Source organism: Microbacterium meiriae, assembly GCF_040686935.1.
Taxonomy (GTDB): domain Bacteria; phylum Actinomycetota; class Actinomycetes; order Actinomycetales; family Microbacteriaceae; genus Microbacterium; species Microbacterium meiriae.
The window spans coordinates 137,896-155,879 of sequence record NZ_JBFBMF010000002.1; the positions used below are offsets into that span (position 1 = coordinate 137,896).

Consider the following 17,984-nt stretch of genomic DNA (forward strand, 5'->3'; position numbering starts at 1 on the left):
CGGTCGAGTGAAGAGGGCGGGTGCTGCGGCATCCGCCCTCTTTCTCATCGAGGGAAGGACGACGGGATGACGAGCTGGGACGACCGCATCGAGCAGGTGTGGGCGGAGGCCTCCGGAGAGGAGGTCGGCGACGAGACGATCGCGCGCATCGACGCCCTCGCCGCCGAGCGGGGTGCGGACGACGCCAGGGCCGAGTTCGAGCGCGCCGGTGCCCGCGATTCCGCGGGACGCCCGGCGGAGGCCGTGGAGCTGTACCGTCGCGCCCTGGCGCTCGGCCTCGACGAGGAGCATCGCCCGCAGTGCGTGATCCAGCTCGCGAGCTCGCTGCGCAACCTCGGAGACTACGACGAGGCGCTGCGGGTGATCCGCGCCGAGGAGGAGATCGCGGCGGACGGTCCGTATCGGGACGCGGTCGCGGTGGTGCACGCCCTCATCCTCGCGAGTGCCGGCCGGCCCGCGCAGGGCCTGTCGGTGGCCATCCTCGCGCTCGTCCCGCACCTGCCGCGCTACCACCGGTCGATGACGGCGTACGCGCACGAGATCGCCGGCAGCGACACCTGATATGCCGACGGCGAACACGACCTAGGGGCTGTGCGCGCGCCGGTAGATTCGAATCACTGAAACACGGAAGCAGGAGCTGACATGGCTGAACCCCTCGTCGCGACAAGCGTCTTCGACAGGTTGCTGAAGGACCGCATCATCTGGCTCGGCTCGGAGGTGCGAGACGACAACGCCAACGAGATCTGCGCGAAGATCCTCCTTCTCGCCGCCGAAGACTCCGAGAAGGACATCTACCTCTACATCAACTCGCCCGGCGGCTCGATCACCGCGGGCATGGCGATCTACGACACGATGCAGTTCGTGCCGAACGACATCGTCACCGTCGGCATCGGCATGGCCGCGTCCATGGGCCAGCTGCTGCTGACGAGCGGCACCAAGGGCAAGCGCTACATCACGCCGAACGCCCGCGTGCTGCTGCACCAGCCGCACGGCGGCTTCGGCGGCACCGCGAGCGACATCCAGACCCAGGCGCAGCTCATCCTGTCGATGAAGAAGCGCCTCGCCGAGATCACCGCGTCGCAGACCGGCAAGCCCGTCGAGCAGATCAACGCCGATGGCGACCGCGACCGCTGGTTCACGGCGGAGGAGGCCCTCGAGTACGGCTTCGTCGACCACATCCGCGAGCACGCCAGCGACGTCACCGGCGGCGGCGGCACGGGCGTCGAGTGAGGATTCGAGAGGACACCATGTACACACCCACGTTCCAGTCCGCCGGAAACCTGCCCTCCAGCCGGTATGTGCTGCCGCAGTTCGAGGAGCGCACCGCCTACGGCTTCAAGCGCCAGGACCCGTACAACAAGCTGTTCGAAGACCGCGTGATCTTCCTCGGCGTGCAGGTCGACGACGCGTCGGCCGACGACGTCATGGCACAGCTCCTCGTCCTGGAGAGCCAGGACTCCGAGCGCGACATCACCATGTACATCAACTCGCCCGGTGGCTCGTTCACCGCGATGACGGCGATCTACGACACGATGCAGTACGTCGCGCCGCAGATCCAGACCGTCGTGCTCGGCCAGGCGGCCTCGGCCGCGTCCGTGCTGCTCGCGGCCGGTGCCCCCGGCAAGCGTCTCGCCCTGCCGAATGCGCGCGTGCTGATGCACCAGCCGGCGATGGGGGAGGCCGGCCACGGTCAGGCCTCCGACATCGAGATCCAGGCGGCGGAGATCCTCCGCATGCGCACCTGGCTGGAGGAGACCATGGCCCGTCACACCGGCAAGCCGGTCGAGCAGGTCAACCGCGACATCGATCGCGACAAGATCCTCTCGGCCAACGAGGCGCTGGAGTACGGCATCGTCGACCAGGTGCTCACCTCGCGCAAGCGCGCGTAGTCCGCACCCGCAGAGAAGGACGCCCGTCGAATCGACGGGCGTCCTTCTCGCGTCTCCGGCGAATGCGCGCGGGAGGATGGCGGGACTGCGCATATGAGCAGATGGGTGCGCGAACGCTGAATCCGGCCTACCCTGGAGGAGGAAGGAGGACACCGTGGAAGAAGATCTGCTCATGGTCCGGGTCGCCGAGCTGTATTACGACGAGGACAAGACGCAGGACGAGATCGGTGGTCTCCTGAAGATCTCCCGCTGGAAGGTCGGGCGCCTCCTTACGCAGGCGCGTCAGCGCGGCATCGTCCGCATCGAGATCGTCCACCCGCGCGCCCGTCGGCTCGGCCTCGAACGCGAGCTCGTGGAGCGGTTCGGCTTGACCGACGCGGTGGTCGTCCCCTCGCCGGAGGGCGACGAGGGCACCCTGGAGCGCGTCGCTCAGGCGGCCGCCGACTTCCTGACCGCCCTCCGTCCGGTTCCGCGCACGCTCGGCGTGAGCTGGGGCAAGACCCTCCGCGCCGTGGCCGAGGCCCTGCCCGACGGCTGGGCGAACGGCGTCACCGTCGTGCAGCTCAACGGCGGTGTCAGCCTCAACCGGCGCTCGGGAGGGGCCGCAGGACTCGCGGTGACCATCGCCCAGCGCGCGTCCGGCCAGGTCTCGCTGCTGCCGAGCCCCGCGATCCTGGAGCACGTCGAGACGAAGCAGGCCATCGAAGGCGACCGCACCGTCGCGGCCGTGCTGGAGGAGGCGGCGGACGCCCAGGCGTTCCTGTTCACCGCCGGACCGTGCGATGCGACCTCCGCCCACGTCGAGAACGGCTATCTCACGGCCGCCGACGTGGAGGAGCTGGCACGTCGCGGTGCCGTCGGCGACGTCCTCGGGCGCTACGTCGACGCCGAGGGCAACATCGTCGACCCGCAGCTGGACGCCCGCACGGTCGGCGTCTCGCTCGACCGCCTGCGCGGTGCCGCGCGGGCCATCTTCGTGACGGCGGGCCCCGCCAAGCACGACATCGCGCGCACGGTCGTGACCAGCGGCCTGTGCGGGGTCCTGGTGACCGATGAGACCACAGCACGAGCATTGTTGGAGGAACAGTGACGACGACAGAACTCAGCCGCAGGACGGCGGTGGACGTCCTCGGCGGTGAGCCGGACGACGCGACCCTCCGTCGTTTCCTGCACGGCCTCCCCGGCGTGGACGCCGTCGGGCTGGAGCAGCGCGCTGCCGGCCTCGGCACGCGCTCCATCAAGACGACGTCGAAGGCATGGGCACTCGACACGATCATCAAGCTGATCGACCTGACCACCCTGGAGGGGGCGGACACCCCTGGCAAGGTCCGTTCGCTCGTCGCCAAGGCGAAGAACCCGGATGCGGCGGATCCGTCCACGCCTCGGGTGGCGGCCGTGTGCGTCTACGGCGACATGGTCGCCGGAGCGGTCGAGGCTCTCGGCAGCCTGCACGGCGACCCCGACGACGGCCTCATCTCGGTCGCCGCGGTGGCCACCGCCTTCCCGAGCGGCCGGTCCTCCCTCGCGATCAAGCTCGCCGACACCGCGGAAGCGGTCGCCGCGGGCGCCGACGAGATCGACATGGTCATCGACCGCGGTGCGTTCCTGTCCGGCCGCTACGGGCTGGTGTTCGATCAGATCGCCCAGGTCAAGGAAGCGTGCCGCCGTGAGGACGGCTCGTACGCCTCGCTCAAGGTGATCCTCGAAACCGGCGAGCTGAACACGTACGACAACATCAAGCGCGCCTCCTGGCTCGGGATCCTCGCCGGGGGCGATTTCATCAAGACCTCGACGGGCAAGGTGCAGCCGGCGGCGACGCTGCCGACCACGCTGCTCATGCTGGAGACGGTGCGCGACTGGTATCGCGGGACGGGGGAGCGCATCGGCGTGAAGCCCGCCGGCGGCATCCGCTCGTCGAAGGACGCGGTCAAGTACCTCGTCACCGTCGCCGAGACCGTGGGGGAGGAGTGGCTCCAGCCGCACCTGTTCCGCTTCGGCGCCTCGAGCCTGCTCAACGACGTGCTCCTGCAGCGCCAGAAGCTCACCACCGGCCACTACTCCGGCCCCGACTACGTCACGATCGACTAGGACACCCGACATGTCATTCCTGGAATACGCTCCGGCTCCGGAGTCCACGGCGGTGCTGAACCTCAAGGACAGCTACGGGCTGTTCATCGACGGCGAGTTCGTCGACGGCTCCGGCACCCCCTTCCGCACCATCTCCCCGGCGACGGAGAAGGAGATCGCCGAGATCGCCTCCGCCGACGACGCGGACATCGACCGCGCCGTCGCCGCGGCCCGTCGCGCCTACGACAAGGTCTGGTCGCGCATGAGCGGCCGCGACCGGGGCAAGTACCTGTTCCGCATCGCCCGCCTCGTGCAGGAGCGCGCCCGCGAGCTCGCCGTCGCCGAGAGCCTCGACAACGGCAAGCCCATCAAGGAGAGCCGCGATGTGGACGTGCCGCTCGTCGCGTCCTGGTTCTTCTACTACGCGGGCTGGGCTGACAAGCTCGACTATGCCGGTCTGGGCGCGAACCCGCGTGCGTTGGGCGTCGCCGGTCAGGTCATCCCGTGGAACTTCCCGCTGTTGATGCTCGCGTGGAAGCTCGCGCCCGCGCTGGCGGCCGGGAACACGGTCGTGCTCAAGCCGGCCGAGACCACGCCGCTGACGGCACTGATCTTCGCCGAGATCCTGCAGCAGGCCGATCTTCCCGCCGGTGTGGTGAACATCGTCACCGGAGCCGGGGCGACCGGTGCCGCCCTGGTCCGTCATCCGGACGTCGACAAGGTCGCTTTCACCGGCTCGACGGGTGTGGGTCGCGACATCGCCCGTGCCGTGGCGGGGACGAACAAGAAGCTGACGCTGGAGCTGGGCGGCAAGGCCGCGAACATCGTGTTCGACGACGCGCCGATCGATCAGGCCGTCGAGGGCATCGTCAACGGCATCTTCTTCAACCAGGGCCACGTGTGCTGTGCGGGCAGCCGCCTGCTGGTGCAGGAGTCGATCCACGACGAGGTCGTCGACCGGCTGAAGAACCGGCTGTCGACGCTGCGTCTCGGCGACCCGCTCGACAAGAACACGGACATCGGCGCGATCAACTCCGCCGCGCAGCTCGCCCGCATCCGCGAGCTGAGCGACATCGGCGAGGCCGAGGGCGCGGAGCGCTGGACTGCCGACTGCGCGATCCCGGAGCAGGGCTTCTGGTTCGCTCCGACGATCTTCACCGGGGTCGAGGCCTCGCACCGCATCGCCCGCGACGAGGTGTTCGGCCCGGTGCTGTCGGTCCTCACCTTCCGGACGCCCGCCGAGGCGATCGCGAAGGCCAACAACACCCCGTACGGTCTCTCCGCCGGCATCTGGTCCGACAAGGGCTCGCGCATCCTCGCGGTCGCGGATCGGCTGCGTGCGGGCGTCGTGTGGGCGAACACGTTCAACCGTTTCGACCCGTCGAGCCCGTTCGGCGGCTACAAGGAGTCCGGATTCGGCCGCGAGGGCGGTCGCCAGGGGCTCACCGCCTACCTCAAGGGAGCCGCAGCATGAGCAAGCGACTGACCGTTCCGAAGACCTACAAGCTCGCCATCGGCGGGGCCTTCCCCCGCAGCGAGTCCGGACGCACGTACGAGGTCGTCTCCCGCAAGGGCGCCTTCCTCGCCAACGCGGCCAAGGCCTCCCGCAAGGACGCTCGCGATGCGGTCGTCGCCGCGCGCGCCGCCGTCAAGGGCTGGTCGGGGGCGACGGCCTACAACCGCGGCCAGGTGCTCTACCGCGTCGCCGAGGTGCTCGAGGGACGTCGCGCACAATTCGTCGACGAGATCGTGGCGCAGGAGGGCATCTCGTCCTCGGCGGCCACGGCGCAGGTCGACGAGGCGATCGATCTCTGGGTCTGGTACGCCGGGTGGTGCGACAAGTACGCCCAGGTGGCGGGCAACGCGAACCCCGTCTCCGGTCCGTACTTCAACATCTCGGTGCCAGAGCCCACCGGTGTGGTCGCCATCGTGGCGCCGCAGGACTCGGCGCTGCTCGGCCTGGTCTCTGTCGTCGCCCCGGCCCTCGTCGCCGGGAACACCGTCGTCGTGGTCGCGAGCGAGCAGTACCCGCTCTCCGCGATCAGTCTCGCCGAGGTGCTCGCGACCAGCGACGTCCCCGGCGGCGTGGTGAACGTGCTCACCGGTTCGCCGGCCGAGATCGCCCCCTGGCTCGCCTCGCACCAGGACGTGAACGCCCTCGACCTCGCCGGCGCCGGTGCGCTGGAGTGGGTCGACATGCAGATCGCCGCAGCGGACACGCTGAAGCGCGTGCTCGCCCCCGGCGACGTGGTCGCGTCGCCGGAGCGGATCGCCGCCTTCACCGAGGTCAAGACGGTCTGGCACACGAAGAGCATGGTCTGACGACACGTCAGGATGGCTGAGGGCCCTGTCGCGTACCGCGCGGCGGGGCCCTCGTCGTTCGAGCAGCGTGCGCGTGACGCCGGTGCTGTGGTTTCATGGCGGCATGATGGCGACCTCCGGCGTCCGCGCCCGCCCCGGGCGAGTGACGCTCGTGCTGGCGGCGATCCTGCTTCTCGGCGGCTGCGCAGCGGCGCCGGCCGACGTCACCGCCAGAGAGCCGACGCCGACCGTGACTCCGACCGTCGCCTGCCCGCAGGTGGACGGCGCCGAGCTTCCGCCGGAGTGTGCGCCGTACGACCCGGAACACGCGATGGAACAGAACGACCGGCATCGTGAGCGGATGGAGACGTCGGCCGAGGCGCGGGCGGCCGCCGAGCAGCCGGTGGCGGACCTCCGCGTGCGTCTCGAAGCACTGCGCGCGGAGAGCACGATCTCTGTGACCTCCGTCGAGGACGCCTTGCGCGAGGTCGGCCTCGTCCATCACGTCGCACGGGGAGATGCGCGCGCGGTGGCGTTCGGTGCCGACGGTCCCGAGGGCGGCTGCGTCTTCGGGGAGGTGCGTCCGGACGACGTCCGGATCGATGTCGGGGGATACATCATGGACGGCGGCTGCCTCCCCGCGGAATGACGGCGGAGACACCGTCATCCGCCGGACCCGCCGAACGACTCGTCGCCAATGCGGCCCGGTGTCGTATGCAGCGGTTAGGCTCGAAGAACGATCCTGATCCCCCCGAGGAGGACGCGCATGGCCCGCATCGGTGAAAGCGCTGACCTGTTCAAGTGCTCGTTCTGCGGAAAGAGCCAGAAGCAGGTGCAGCAGCTCATCGCCGGACCCGGCGTGTACATCTGCGACGAGTGCGTCGAGCTCTGCAACGAGATCATCGAAGAGCGCATGGCGGAGTCGTCCGCCGAGGGCGTGGCCGAGTTCGAGCTTCCGAAGCCTCGCGAGATCTTCACGTTCCTCGAGGAGTACGTCGTCGGACAGGAGCCCGCGAAGCGCGCCCTCTCCGTCGCCGTCTACAACCACTACAAGCGCGTCCGCGCCCACGGCACGCTGCAGCCGGCCGAGCAGAAGGCCGAAGAGATCGAGATCGCGAAGAGCAACATCCTGCTCATCGGCCCGACGGGCTGCGGTAAGACCTATCTGGCGCAGACGCTCGCCAAGCGCCTCAACGTGCCGTTCGCCGTCGCCGACGCGACCGCGCTGACGGAGGCCGGCTACGTCGGCGAAGACGTCGAGAACATCCTCCTCAAGCTCATCCAGGCCGCGGACTACGACGTGAAGCGCGCCGAGCAGGGCATCATCTACATCGACGAGGTCGACAAGATCGCCCGCAAGGCCGAGAACCCGTCGATCACCCGCGATGTGTCGGGCGAGGGTGTGCAGCAGGCGCTGCTGAAGATCATCGAGGGCACGGTCGCCTCGGTGCCGCCGCAGGGCGGTCGCAAGCACCCGCACCAGGAGTTCCTGCAGATCGACACCTCGAACGTGCTCTTCATCGTGGCCGGTGCCTTCGCCGGGCTGGAGGACATCGTCTCCGCGCGCGTCGGCAAGCACGGCGTCGGCTTCGGCGCTCCGCTGCACGACAAGGGCAAGGACCTCGACCTCTTCAGCGAAGTGCTCCCGGAAGACCTCCACAAGTTCGGGCTCATCCCGGAGTTCATCGGGCGCCTGCCCGTCGTCACCAACGTGTCGCCACTCGACCAGGCCGCGCTCATCGACATCCTCACGGGGCCGCGCAACGCGCTCGTGAAGCAGTATCAGCGCATGTTCGAGCTCGACGGCGTCCAGCTGGAGTTCGAGGAGGACGCGCTGCGGTCGATCGCGGATCTGGCGGTCGAGCGCAAGACGGGTGCCCGTGGTCTCCGTGCCATCCTGGAGGACGTGCTCGGTCCGGTGATGTTCGAGATCCCGTCTGCGGAGGACGTCGCGAAGGTGATCATCACCCGTGCCGCCGTCGACGAGGGGGCCCCGCCCACCATCGTGATGGAGCGCAAGCGCAAGAGCGCCTGAACGCCGGGCGCCGGCGGGTCAGACACGCGCCGCGGACGCGGTGAGCAGATCGCAGGCGTGCCTGCTCACGCCACCGGCATGAGCAGGTCCGTGCGGAGTTCGTCGGGAGCGACATCCGGGTCCGAGACGTAGACCTCGATCCAGAGGCCGCGTGGGTGCAGCTCGGCCTCCGCGGCGCGTGCGACCAGCCCGGCCCATCCGGCGCCGAGACCGTCGTAGGAGCCGAAGACGGTGGTCGCGACGGCCTGCCCGGTCGGCAGGGCCGACGCCACGATGGCGGTTCCGTCGCCGGTGGCGATCGGGTCGGACGGTGGGGCCTGCACCGCGAAGCCGAGCTCCAGATCGAACACGCCCATCGGATCGCCGTGATAGATCGCGAGCGCCGGTCCGGTGGGGATCAGCCTGCCGGCGGCGAAGGCCGCGGCGATCGCCCCGTAGCCGGTGTCGAAAGCGTCGCGGAGGTCGGCGAGGCGGATGCCCTCGTGCCGGATGACGGCGAGGGGAACGGCGTCCAGCTCCAGGCTGTCCGCCGGGCCGAAGGGAGCGTCGGGGAATGCGTCCATGCGCTCAGGGTCTCACGACTCAGGAGTCCAGTCCACGGCGCTTCAGGAGCGGTTCGATCTCCGCATCCCGTCCGCGGAAGTCTCGATACGCGGCCAGCGGGTCCTTCGAGCCGCCGACCCCGAGCAGCCGGTCGCGGAAACGGTCCCCATTGGCCCTGGTGAGCCCGCCGTTCTCTCGGAACCACTCGACGGTGTCGGCGTCGAGAACCTCGCTCCAGATGTACGAGTAATACCCCGCGCTGTAACCGCCGGAGAAGACGTGCGCGAAGTACGTGGAGGAATACCGGGTCGGCACGGCGGGGTCATCCAGCCCGATGTCGGCCAGCGCTGCGGCCTCGAACGCGGCGACATCCTCCACCGCGTCCTCGGTGGAGAGCCGGTGCCACGCCTGATCCAGCCACGCTGCGGCGAGGTACTCGCTGGTCGCGTGCCCCTGATCGAACGTCGCAGTCGCCCGCAGCCGCTGCACGATGGCGGGATCCAGCGGCTCGCCGGTCTCGTGGTGCCGGGCGTAGTGGTCCAGGACCTCCGGCCAGAGAATCCACATCTCGTTCACCTGACTGGGGAACTCGACGACGTCGCGGAACACGTTGGTCCCGGCGAAGTGCGGATACGTCACCGTGGCGAAGAGGCCGTGTAGGGCGTGCCCGAACTCGTGGAACAGCGTCGTCACCTCGTCGAGCGTCAGCAGCGTGGGCTCGCCGTCCCCGGGCTGCGGGACGTTGAGGTTGTTCACCACGACCGGGGCGCTGCCGCGCAGCCGGGACTGGCTGACGATCGCGTTCATCCATGCCCCGCCGCGCTTGGAGTCGCGGGTGTAGAGATCGAGCACGTAGAGGCCCAGGGGAGAGTCGTCGGCGTTGCGCACCTCGAACACGCGGGCCTGCGGGTGATAGGCCGCGAGGTCGTGCCGTTCGTGGAACGTCACCCCGTACAGGCGGGTCGCCGCGAAGAACACGCCGTCCTGCAGCACGCGCTCCGCGTCGAACCAGGGGCGCAGGGCGGCGGTGTCGATGTCGTAGCGGGCAGTGCGCACGCGCTCGGTGTAGAACGCCCAGTCGTGGGCCTCCACGGGGAAGGGCTCCGGCTCGGTCTCGTCGACGATCGCCTGGAGCGCGTCCCGTTCGGCGCGGGCGTTCCGGGCGGACGGCGCAGCCAGCCGGCGCAGCATCCGCTCGACGGCCTCGGGGGAGCCCGCCGTCTCGTCGGCGGTGATGTACGCGGCATGCGACGGATATCCGAGGAGGCGCGCGCGCTCGGCGCGGAGGCGCACGATCTCGCGCAGCACCGGGCGGTTGTCGTTGCCGTTGTGGCGCGAGCCCCGCGTGCGCGACGCCGCCATGATCCGGCGACGGGATTCCCGCACCGCGAGCCGGGCGAGGACCGGATGGCCGGTGAACAGCGGCAGGGTGAGGAGGTAGCGGCCGTCGAGCCCACGGTCGGCCGCGGCGCGCGCCGCGGCCGAGAGCTCGCCCGCACTCAGGCCCTCCAGCTCGGCGGCGGAGTCGAAGACCACGGCGAGGTCGTTCGTATCGCTCAGCAGGTTCCGCTCGAACGTGTTCGTGAGCACGGACAGCTTCTGGTTCAGACCCGTGAGCTGCGCCTTCGCGTCGTCGTCGAGCCCGGCGCCGGCATGCGTCATCTCTCGGTGGTAGCGCTCCACGAGATACCGCTGCTCGGAATCGAGGCCGAGCGCCTCACGCTGGTCGTACACGTGGGCCACGCGGGCGTAGAGCGCCGCATCCAGCGTGATCCCGTCCTCATGGGCGGCCATGAGCGGAGCGAGCTCTTCATCGATCGCCTGGATCTCCGGCGTGGCGTCGGCGGAGCTCACCGTGTAGAAGGCGTGCGCCACCCGGTCGAGGAGATCGCCCGACCGCTCCAGCGCCTCGAGCGTGTTCTCGAACGTCGGCATCGACCGCACGCGGGTGATGTTCGCGACCTCCGCGAGCTGCTCCGCGAAACCGGCTCGGAAGGCGGGAAGGTAGTGCTCCGGGCGGATGGCCCGATAGTCCGGGAGCCCGAAGGGGAGGGTCGACGGCTGCAGCAGCGGATTCGTGGCGTCGCTCATCCTCCGAGCCTAGCCACCGCCATCCCCGGAACGTTCCGTGCTCAGACGGGTCATCACCTCTCGCAGGGCGTCGACGACGACACGGACCGAGCGGCGGCGCAGGTTCTCCGGGCGCGCGAGGACGTCGATCATGCGGTGCGTGCTCACGCCGCGCAGGGGGATGCGTACGATGTCGCGATCGTCGACGCTGCGCGAGGTGAACCGGGGGAGCATTCCCAGGACGCCGCCGGCCGCGACAACCGCCGACACCGCGCCGTAGTCGTTGATGCGGTGGCGGACCTCGACTGGGCGGCGGGCGACGGCGGCGACGGCACGGAGCACGTCGTCGGGGGAGTAGCCCACGCGGCTCGTCACCCAGTGCTCGTCGGCGACCTCGTCCGGTGAGAGGGTGCGGCGACCGGCGAGAGGATGTGCGGCGGCGACCGCGACGTCCAGGGGCTCGCGGACGAGACCGACAGCGCGGATGCCTGCGGTCGGCCACGGCGCGGAGTGCTCCATCCGATGCGCGAGGACGAGGTCGTACCGCGCGGTGAGCCCAGGGAACTCGCTCTGCGCGACATCTTCGTCCGTCAGGCGTACCGTCGGCGCGTCCTCCTTCCCGGAGAGCTCCCGCACGAGCGGGCCGAAGAGCGCCTGACCGACGCTGTGGAACCCGCTAATGCTCACCTCTCCGGTCGCCGCGCCCTCGAAGTCGTCCAGCGCGTGCCGCGCTGCGGCCATGGCATCGATGGCCTCGGCGCCGGCCGCCGCGAGGACCTCGCCGGCAGAGGTCAGCACGAGCGTGCGGCCTTGGCGACGGGTGAGCGGGGCGGGGAAGGAGCGCTGCAGCGCGGCGAGCTGCTGCGAGACGGCGGACGGGGTGACCCGGAGCGTGTCGGCGACAGCCGTCACGCTGCCGAGGGCTCCGAGTTCGCGGAGGATCTGGAGCTGATGGAGTTCCACGTCGATAGTGTAGACCTGGCTATAGAGACGATGCAGAAGGTGCCGATTGTTCTACAGCGACGTATGCGATGGGATCGGAGAATGAAGGCTCTGTTCAAGGAGGAACCCGGCGCCGGCCTCGCGCTCGTGGAGCGACCCGATCCCACCGCCGGCCCCGGCGAGGTCGTCATCCGCGTCCTCCGCACCGGCATCTGCGGGACCGATCTGCACATCCGGCGATGGGACGACTGGGCGGCCTCCGCGATCTCCGCGCCCCTCATCCCGGGACATGAGTTCTACGGCGAGGTCGTCGAGGTCGGATCGCTCGTCCATGACATCGCCGTCGGCGACCGGGTCTCCGGCGAAGGACACATCGTCTGCGGCACCTGCCGGAACTGTCGTGCCGGACGGCGGCAGATGTGCATCCGCACCATCGGGCTCGGTCTGCAACGCGACGGTGCCTTCGCCGAGTACCTCTCGCTGCCGGCGACCAACGTGTGGGTCCACCACGCCGAGGTCGCTCCGGAGCTCGGCGCGATCTTCGACCCGCTCGGCAACGCCGTGCACACCGCCCTCCGCTTCCCTCTGGTCGGCGAAGACGTCCTCGTCACCGGCTGCGGCCCGATCGGCCTGATGGCGATCGCCGTCGCCCGGCATGCCGGTGCCCGCTTCATCGTGGGGACCGACGTGAGCGGCCCGCGCCTGGAGATGGCGCGAGGGATGGGAGCAGACGACGTCGTCGACGTCTCCCGCCAGGAGATCCGCGACGCGCAGCGGGCGCTCGGCATGCGCGAGGGTTTCGACATCGGCTTCGAGATGAGCGGTGCGGCATCGGCGCTCCCGGCGATGATCGACAACATGAACCACGGCGGACGGATCGCGATGCTCGGGCTGCCGTCGACCGGGTTCGACATCGACTGGGGCAAGCTCGTCACGCATATGCTCACCATCACCGGCATCTATGGTCGCGAGATGTTCGAGACCTGGAACGCCATGGGGGCGATGCTGCAGACGAGTGCGACACTGCGGGCGGCCATCGGCCGCGTGATCGCCGAGGTCGTGCCGGCGCGCGACTGGGAGCGCGGATTCGCGGCGGCGGAGTCCGCCGGCACGGGCAAGATCATCCTCGACTGGACGGAGCTGTGATGTACGCGACCTTCAAGGACCATGTGGCGCGGGAGCTGGCGGGGATCGAGGAGGCCGGGCTCACCAAGCATGAGCGCGGCATCCGCGGTCCGCAGCGGGCGGAGATCACGGCCGACGGCGCCGAGGTGCTCAACTTCTGCGCGAACAACTACCTCGGGCTCGCCGACGACCCCCGCATCCTCGCTGCGGCCCGGACGGCCCTGGACGAGTGGGGGTACGGGCTCGCGAGCGTGCGCTTCATCTGCGGCACGCAGGAGCAGCACCTCGAACTCGAGCGTCGGCTGGCGGACTTCCTCGGCACCGACGACGCGATCCTCTACTCGTCCTGCTTCGACGCCAACGGCGGTGTCTTCGAGACGCTGTTCTCCGCGGAGGACGCGATCATCTCGGACGAGTTGAACCACGCGTCCATCATCGACGGCATCCGCCTCTCGAAGGCGCGCCGACTCCGGTACCGCAACCGCGACATGGCGGATCTGGAGGAGCAGTTGCGGGCGGCCGCCGATGCCCGGTTCCGCGTGATCGTGACCGACGGCGTCTTCTCGATGGACGGCTACATCGCCCCGCTCGCTGAGATCTGCGACCTCGCCGAGCGGTACGACGCCCTCGTCTTCGTGGACGACTCGCACGCGGTCGGCTTCGTCGGGGAGAACGGGCGGGGGACGCCGGAGCTGTGCGGCGTCGCAGATCGTGTCGACATCTACACCGGCACCTTCGGCAAGGCGTTGGGCGGCGCCTCCGGGGGGTACGTCGCCTCCCACGCGGAGATCGTCGCGCTGCTGCGTCAGCGTTCCCGTCCGTACCTGTTCTCGAACACCCTCGCTCCGGCCATCGTGGCCGGTACCCTGACCGCACTCGACCTCGTCGAGGGATCGGCGGACCTGCGGGCGCGGCTGCGGGACAACGCAGCCCTGTTCCGCACCCGGATGGCGGAGGAAGGCTTCGATCTGCTTCCCGGAGAGCACCCGATCGTGCCGGTCATGTTCGGTGATGCCGCGCTCACAGCCCGGATCGCCGCGGCGATGCAGGACCAGGGCGTCTACGTGACGGCGTTCAGCTTCCCGGTGGTGCCGCGGGGGAAGGCGCGCATCCGGGTGCAGCTCTCCGCCGCGCACTCCGCCGAGCAGGTCGAGCGCTGTGTAACGGCCTTCGTCGCGGCGCGGGATGCGGTGAGCTGACCGCGTTGCAAAGAAAAGCTTGCAAAGAGTTGTTTGCAAGCGTACCTTTGCATGCATGACGAATGAGACGCAGGTACGGACGCTGGATGCGGGAGCGCTCAAGGCGCTGGCGCATCCGCTGCGGGTCAAGATCTTCGATCTGCTCGCCTCCCGTGGCCCTCAGACGGCCAGCTCTCTCGCGGCGCTCGTGGGCGAGACCTCGGGATCCACCAGCTACCACCTCCGCGCCCTCGCCGCGCATGACCTCATCCGCGAAGTGGAAGGTCGTGGCACGGCGCGGGAGCGGTGGTGGGAGCGCCCGAAGGGCCGCATCGACGTGCCGGGACCGGACGAGCAGATGTCGCCGGCCAACCGTGCCGCGGCGCAGATCGTGACGTCCGAGTTCTTCCGGCTCCGGCACGAGACGTTGATGCAGTACCTCAACCGCTCCGATGCCGACATCCCCGAGGGGTGGCGTGACGTGGGTCTGACCATCACCACGCACCTCGACATGACCGCGGAGCAGGCGATGTCGCTGCGGGCGGAACTGGAGGCCGTCGTGGAGAAGGCGATCGCGCAGTACCGCGGTCAGGAGGGCCCGGACGTGCGCCGTGTCTCCCTCCGTGCCGAGATCTTCGACCTCCCCACGCCTGGAGGCGCCGCCACGGCCGAGACGACGGACGCATCATGACCGCCGCCACCCTGCACCTCGTCAGTCCCACGCGCGCGGAGCGCGGCCTGTTGCGCCTCGCCGACCGGGTCACCGCCGTGGTCGAGCACCGGATCGAGCGTCGGGCCCAGCGGCGGACCCTCGCCCTCGACCTCCTCCGCGAACAGCAGGCCCGCCGGCATGACCCGCACGCCGTCGACCATCTCCTCGCGCAGCTCGGAGCCCCGCGCCGCTGACGCCGAGACCCCGGATACGCGTCGAGACCCCCTCCTATCCGCGTGGGGAGGAGGGGGTCTCGACGATGAAGCGGGGTCTCGGCGATCAGAAGGGGCGGGCGATGACCTCGCCGGAGGGGGTCTGGAGGACCTCCCAGCCGGCGTCGAGCTCCGCGATCGCGCGGCCCTCGAGCCAGGTGAGGGTCCAGTGGCCGGTGAGGCCCTGGGACTCGACCCCGGCGATCGCGGGGCGCAACGCCTCGGGGACGGACGCGGGGGGCTGCGCCCCCGTGGCCCAGCGCGTGCCGAGCTGCATCAGGAAGCCTCGACCGGGGCGAGTTCGATCGCGGTGACCGCGAACTCCTCCGCCTCGGAGATCTCGAGCTCGGCGATGCGGCCGACAGCGCGGAGGTCGTCCGCCGCGGCGCGCAAGGCCTCGACCTTCGCGGCGGGTGCGGCGATGGCGGCACGGGAGACCGGGGTCTTCTGCGACGCCTTCGCCTCGGTCTTCGCGCGCCGGATGCCGATGAGCGCCTCGCTGGCGGCGGCCAGCACGGCCGGGTCGCCCTCGATGCCGAGCTTCTCGGGCCACGCTGCGGTGTGCACGGAGCCCTCCTCGAACCACGACCAGGCCTCCTCCGTGGCGAAGGAGAGCACCGGTGCGAGCAGGCGGAGCAGCGTGGACAGCGCCAGACGCAGCGCGAGGGCGGCCGAGGCCTGGCCCACGTCGTTCTGGTTGTAGGCGCGCTCCTTCACGAGCTCCAGGTAGTCGTCGCAGAACGTCCAGAAGAACGCCTCGGTCAGCTCGAGCGCCCTGGCCGCGTCATACCGGTCGAAGGCCGCGGTCGCCTCGGCCACCACCGCGTCGAGCGCCGTGAGCATCGAGGCGTCGAGCGCGTGTGTCACCTGAGCGCCCGCGGGCACCGGGAACGACAGCACGAACTTCGCGGCGTTGAGCACCTTGATCGCCAGACGCCGGCCGATCTTCACCTGGGTCGGGTTCTGCGGGTCGAAGGCCGCGTCCATGCCGAGGCGGCTGGAAGCCGCCCAGTACCGCACCGCGTCCGAGCCGTGGGCATCGAGCACGTCGGCAGGGGTGACCACGTTGCCCTTCGACTTCGACATCTTCTTGCGGTCGGGGTCGACGATGAAGCCGGAGATGGCGGCGTTCTTCCACGGGGCGCGGCCGTCTTCGAGGGTGGAGCGCAGCATGGTCGAGAAGAGCCAGGTGCGGATGATGTCCTGTCCCTGCGGGCGCAGGTCGAACGGCGCGGTGAGCTGCCACAGCTCCTCGTCGCGCTGCCAGCCGCCCGCGAGCTGCGGGGTCAGCGACGAGGTCGCCCAGGTGTCGAGGATGTCGGCTTCGGCGTCGAACCCGCCCGGCACGCCGCGCTGGGCCTCGGTGTAGCCGGCCGGCACATCCGTGGTCGGGTCGATGGGCAGCGCGGCCGCGTCCGGGGTGAGCACGCGGTCGTAGTCGCGCTCGCCGTTCTCGTCCAGCGCGTACCAGAGCGGGATCGGCACACCGAAGAACCGCTGCCGGGACACGAGCCAGTCGCCGGTGAGGCCGCCGACCCAGTTCTCGTAGCGGACCCGCATGAAGTCGGGGTGCCACGCCAGCTCGGTACCGTGCGCGAGGAGCTGGTCGCGCAGCTCGCCGTCGCGGGCGCCGTTGCGGATGTACCACTGCCGGGTCGAGACGATCTCGAGCGGGCGGTCGCCCTTCTCGAAGAACTTCACGGCGTGCTGGAAGGGCTTGCCGACGGCGGTCATGTCGCCGGTCTCCTGCAGCTTCTCGACGATCGCCTTGCGGGCGCTGAAGACGGTCTTGCCGGCCACGTTCTCCGCGTACCAGGCGCGGGCGTCGGCGTCGGCCACGATCGACGGGGCCTCGGGGAGGAAGCGGCCGTCGAGACCGATCGTGGTCATGTTCGGCAGGGACTCGCCGGCAGCGGTGCGCAGCTCGCGCCACCAGATGATGTCGGTCACGTCGCCGAAGGTGCAGACCATGGCGGCGCCGGTGCCCTTGTCGGGCTGGGCGAGGTGGTGGCCGTGGATCTCGATCTCGGCGCCGAAGTAGGGCGTACGGACCTTCGTGCCGATGAGGTGCTTGTGCGGTCCCTCGGGGTGGGTCACGATCGCGATGCACGCGGGGAGGAGCTCCGGGCGCGTGGTGTCGATCGCGATGGAGCCGGAACCGTCCGCGAAGGGGAACTCGATCGTGTGGTACGCCGCCTGCTGGTCGCGGTCCTCGAGCTCGGCCTGCGCGATCGCGGAGCGGAAGTCGATGTCCCACAGCGTCGGCGCCAGGGCCTGATAGGCCTCGCCGCGCTCGATGTTGCGGAGGAAGGCGAGCTGGCTCTGCCGGATCGTGTCGTCGGAGATGGTGCGGTAGGTCTGCGTCCAGTCCACGCTCAGCCCGAGCTGACGGAACAGCGCCTCGAACTGCTTCTCGTCCTCGATCGTGAGGCGCTCGCACAGCTCGATGAAGTTGCGACGGCTGATCGGCTGCTGGTCGGCGGCGCGGCTCGACTTGTTGTCGCCGCCCTCGAACGGCGGGGTGAAGTCGGCGTCGTAGGGGAGCGACGGGTCGCAGCGCACACCGTAGTAATTCTGCACACGGCGCTCGGTGGGCAGGCCGTTGTCGTCCCAGCCCATCGGGTAGAACACGGTCTTGCCGCGCATGCGCTCGTACCGCGCCTTGACGTCGGTGTGCGTGTAGGAGAACACGTGACCGATGTGGAGGCTGCCGGAGGCGGTGGGCGGCGGGGTGTCGATCGAGTAGACGCCCTCACGGCCGAGCTCGGCGGCGCGCAGACGGTCGAACAGGTACGTACCCTGCTCCGCCCAGGCGGCGTCCCACTTCGCTTCGAGACCTTCGAGTGCGGGCTTGTCGGGAATGGCGGACATGGAGGTCTCCTCGAGCGATGTATGCGGCACTGTGTGAGC

General features: G+C 69.8%; 18 protein-coding genes. 13 read left to right on the forward strand and 5 right to left on the reverse strand.

Features of this window, described 5'->3' with window-relative positions:
- Window positions 1-66: 66 nt before the first annotated feature.
- The 9 genes from AB0P08_RS06015 to clpX all read left to right on the forward strand — a co-directional run bounded on the left by AB0P08_RS06015 (window position 67) and on the right by clpX (window position 8,292).
- Complete coding sequence (locus AB0P08_RS06015; RefSeq protein ID WP_025105019.1) at window positions 67-561, forward strand: tetratricopeptide repeat protein; 495 nt, start codon at window positions 67-69, stop codon at window positions 559-561.
- An 81-nt stretch (window positions 562-642) separates the two neighbouring features.
- Window positions 643-1,230 carry an ATP-dependent Clp protease proteolytic subunit gene (locus AB0P08_RS06020; RefSeq protein WP_025105018.1) on the forward strand — a complete coding sequence of 196 codons (588 nt, stop codon included), beginning with the start codon at window positions 643-645 and terminating at the stop codon, window positions 1,228-1,230.
- A 17-nt stretch (window positions 1,231-1,247) separates the two neighbouring features.
- Window positions 1,248-1,889 (forward strand): ATP-dependent Clp protease proteolytic subunit, encoded by a 642-nt coding sequence (locus AB0P08_RS06025; protein WP_025105017.1) that lies wholly within the window; start codon window positions 1,248-1,250, stop codon window positions 1,887-1,889.
- A 154-nt stretch (window positions 1,890-2,043) separates the two neighbouring features.
- The gene (locus AB0P08_RS06030; RefSeq protein ID WP_060921184.1) at window positions 2,044-2,979 is read left to right on the forward strand and encodes a sugar-binding transcriptional regulator; all 936 of its coding nucleotides are present in this window, start codon (window positions 2,044-2,046) and stop codon (window positions 2,977-2,979) included.
- Complete coding sequence (gene deoC / locus AB0P08_RS06035; protein ID WP_025105015.1) at window positions 2,976-3,977, forward strand: deoxyribose-phosphate aldolase; 1,002 nt, start codon at window positions 2,976-2,978, stop codon at window positions 3,975-3,977. The genes AB0P08_RS06030 and deoC overlap by 4 nt, the downstream gene beginning before the upstream one ends.
- Window positions 3,978-3,987: 10 nt before the next feature.
- The gene (locus AB0P08_RS06040) at window positions 3,988-5,430 is read left to right on the forward strand and encodes an aldehyde dehydrogenase family protein (protein WP_363588776.1); all 1,443 of its coding nucleotides are present in this window, start codon (window positions 3,988-3,990) and stop codon (window positions 5,428-5,430) included.
- Window positions 5,427-6,278 (forward strand): aldehyde dehydrogenase family protein, encoded by an 852-nt coding sequence (locus AB0P08_RS06045; protein WP_259954546.1) that lies wholly within the window; start codon window positions 5,427-5,429, stop codon window positions 6,276-6,278. Before AB0P08_RS06040 ends, AB0P08_RS06045 begins: the two co-directional genes overlap by 4 nt.
- A 103-nt stretch (window positions 6,279-6,381) precedes the next feature.
- On the forward strand, window positions 6,382-6,906 hold the full coding sequence (locus AB0P08_RS06050) for a hypothetical protein (protein WP_363588778.1): 525 nt from the start codon (window positions 6,382-6,384) through the stop codon (window positions 6,904-6,906).
- 117 nt (window positions 6,907-7,023) lie between these two features.
- Window positions 7,024-8,292: an ATP-dependent Clp protease ATP-binding subunit ClpX gene (gene clpX / locus AB0P08_RS06055; protein WP_187661733.1), complete on the forward strand. Its 1,269-nt coding sequence runs from the start codon at window positions 7,024-7,026 to the stop codon at window positions 8,290-8,292.
- Window positions 8,293-8,357: 65 nt separating this feature from the next.
- Here the strand turns inward: clpX and AB0P08_RS06060 are convergent, their stop codons facing one another.
- From AB0P08_RS06060 to AB0P08_RS06070, 3 genes are read right to left on the reverse strand one after another with little or no spacing between them, the layout of a single operon-like run.
- Window positions 8,358-8,855: a GyrI-like domain-containing protein gene (locus tag AB0P08_RS06060; protein ID WP_363588780.1), complete on the reverse strand. Its 498-nt coding sequence runs from the start codon at window positions 8,853-8,855 to the stop codon at window positions 8,358-8,360.
- 19 nt (window positions 8,856-8,874) lie between these two features.
- Window positions 8,875-10,926 carry a M3 family metallopeptidase gene (locus AB0P08_RS06065; protein WP_363588782.1) on the reverse strand — a complete coding sequence of 684 codons (2,052 nt, stop codon included), beginning with the start codon at window positions 10,924-10,926 and terminating at the stop codon, window positions 8,875-8,877.
- A 9-nt stretch (window positions 10,927-10,935) separates the two neighbouring features.
- On the reverse strand, window positions 10,936-11,868 hold the full coding sequence (locus AB0P08_RS06070) for a LysR family transcriptional regulator (RefSeq protein ID WP_363588784.1): 933 nt from the start codon (window positions 11,866-11,868) through the stop codon (window positions 10,936-10,938).
- A gap of 81 nt (window positions 11,869-11,949) precedes the next feature.
- Between AB0P08_RS06070 and tdh the strand changes: the two genes are divergently transcribed.
- Genes tdh through AB0P08_RS06090 form a run of 4 tightly spaced genes read left to right on the forward strand, consistent with a single transcriptional unit; the run spans window position 11,950 to window position 15,056 of the window.
- Window positions 11,950-12,993, forward strand: coding sequence for an L-threonine 3-dehydrogenase (gene tdh, locus AB0P08_RS06075; protein WP_187661729.1), 1,044 nt, complete (start codon window positions 11,950-11,952; stop codon window positions 12,991-12,993).
- Window positions 12,993-14,171 carry a glycine C-acetyltransferase gene (locus AB0P08_RS06080; protein ID WP_292796601.1) on the forward strand — a complete coding sequence of 393 codons (1,179 nt, stop codon included), beginning with the start codon at window positions 12,993-12,995 and terminating at the stop codon, window positions 14,169-14,171. The genes tdh and AB0P08_RS06080 overlap by 1 nt, the downstream gene beginning before the upstream one ends.
- A gap of 55 nt (window positions 14,172-14,226) precedes the next feature.
- Window positions 14,227-14,841: an ArsR/SmtB family transcription factor gene (locus AB0P08_RS06085; protein WP_187661728.1), complete on the forward strand. Its 615-nt coding sequence runs from the start codon at window positions 14,227-14,229 to the stop codon at window positions 14,839-14,841.
- A complete protein-coding gene (locus tag AB0P08_RS06090) occupies window positions 14,838-15,056 on the forward strand; it encodes a hypothetical protein (RefSeq protein ID WP_363588786.1) in 219 nt (72 codons plus the stop codon). The genes AB0P08_RS06085 and AB0P08_RS06090 overlap by 4 nt, the downstream gene beginning before the upstream one ends.
- 85 nt (window positions 15,057-15,141) lie before the next feature.
- Here AB0P08_RS06090 and AB0P08_RS06095 read toward each other — a convergent pair whose 3' ends face one another.
- Window positions 15,142-15,351 carry a hypothetical protein gene (locus AB0P08_RS06095; RefSeq protein WP_363588787.1) on the reverse strand — a complete coding sequence of 70 codons (210 nt, stop codon included), beginning with the start codon at window positions 15,349-15,351 and terminating at the stop codon, window positions 15,142-15,144.
- The gene (gene valS / locus AB0P08_RS06100) at window positions 15,351-17,945 is read right to left on the reverse strand and encodes a valine--tRNA ligase (RefSeq protein ID WP_363588789.1); all 2,595 of its coding nucleotides are present in this window, start codon (window positions 17,943-17,945) and stop codon (window positions 15,351-15,353) included. Before valS ends, AB0P08_RS06095 begins: the two co-directional genes overlap by 1 nt.
- Window positions 17,946-17,984: the final 39 nt, after the last annotated feature.